We start from the raw sequence: 960 nt of genomic DNA, 5'->3' as shown, positions 1-960 counted from the left end.
GGTCGAGGGCTTATCCAATAGCAAGTTGTAATTCGCATGTTTCGTTTCGAATCTAGTTTTCAGAGAACGATCTCTGAAATGTAAGCTAAGCTATGCGTTTGGTGGCGATGGCGGAGGGGTTCCACACGTACCCATCCCGAACACGACCGTTAAGCCCTCTAGCGCCGATGGTACTTGGACCGCAGGGTCCTGGGAGAGTAGGACGCCGCCAAGCGAACTCTTTCATCATACATAGAAAACAGGCTCTGCATGTGGACGTTGTACGATGAATTGCATTTGCCCTGCAAATGCATATTATTCCCTGATAGCTCAGTTGGTAGAGCACTCGACTGTTAATCGAGTTGTCACAGGTTCGAGCCCTGTTCGGGGAGCCATTTGCTCTCATAGCTCAGTAGGTAGAGTGCATCCATGGTAAGGATGAGGTCACCGGTTCGATCCCGGTTGAGAGCTTTGGAAATGGGGCCCGTTGGTCAAGGGGTTAAGACACCTCCCTTTCACGGAGGTAACAGGGGTTCGAATCCCCTACGGGTCATATAGTTGGAGGCTTAGCTCAGCTGGGAGAGCATCTGCCTTACAAGCAGAGGGTCGGGGGTTCGATCCCCTCAGCCTCCACCATATTTTTATTGGGGATTAGCCAAGCGGTAAGGCAACGGACTTTGACTCCGTCATGCATAGGTTCAAATCCTATATCCCCAGCCATTTTAGTATGAGTCATTAGCTCAGTTGGTAGAGCACCTGACTTTTAATCAGGGTGTCGAAGGTTCGAGCCCTTCATGACTCACCATCATATGCGCGTGTGGCGGAATTGGCAGACGCACTAGACTTAGGATCTAGCGTCTTTGACGTGGGGGTTCAAGTCCCTCCACGCGCATCCTTTATTTGCGGAAGTGGCTCAGCGGTAGAGCATCGCCTTGCCAAGGCGAGGGTCGCGGGTTCGATTCCCGTCTTCCGCTCCAATAT

At 51.8% G+C, this 960-nt stretch carries 8 tRNA genes and 1 rRNA gene; all 9 read left to right on the top strand.

What is annotated here, in order from left to right:
* Nucleotides 1-97: 97 nt before the first annotated feature.
* The 9 genes from rrf (at nucleotide 98) to C161_RS02990 (ending at nucleotide 956) form a co-directional block, all read left to right on the top strand.
* Nucleotides 98-214 (top strand): 5S ribosomal RNA (rrf, locus tag C161_RS03030).
* A gap of 84 nt (nucleotides 215-298) precedes the next feature.
* Nucleotides 299-374 (top strand) — tRNA-Asn (locus C161_RS03025).
* 3 nt (nucleotides 375-377) lie between these two features.
* Nucleotides 378-450: transfer RNA gene (locus C161_RS03020), tRNA-Thr, on the top strand.
* A 10-nt stretch (nucleotides 451-460) separates the two neighbouring features.
* Nucleotides 461-532, top strand: a tRNA-Glu gene (locus C161_RS03015).
* Between the two features lie 7 nt (nucleotides 533-539).
* Nucleotides 540-615, top strand: a tRNA-Val gene (locus C161_RS03010).
* 9 nt (nucleotides 616-624) lie between these two features.
* Nucleotides 625-699: transfer RNA gene (locus tag C161_RS03005), tRNA-Gln, on the top strand.
* Nucleotides 700-708: 9 nt separating this feature from the next.
* Nucleotides 709-784: transfer RNA gene (locus tag C161_RS03000), tRNA-Lys, on the top strand.
* 6 nt (nucleotides 785-790) lie between these two features.
* A tRNA-Leu gene (locus tag C161_RS02995) sits at nucleotides 791-871 on the top strand.
* 10 nt (nucleotides 872-881) lie between these two features.
* Nucleotides 882-956: transfer RNA gene (locus tag C161_RS02990), tRNA-Gly, on the top strand.
* Nucleotides 957-960: the final 4 nt, after the last annotated feature.

Source organism: Paenibacillus sp. FSL R5-192 (assembly GCF_000517845.1).
Lineage (GTDB): Bacteria > Bacillota > Bacilli > Paenibacillales > Paenibacillaceae > Paenibacillus > Paenibacillus amylolyticus.
The sequence above is the reverse complement of the archived record's forward strand: the minus strand, read 5'-3'. Positions and strand labels throughout refer to the sequence as shown.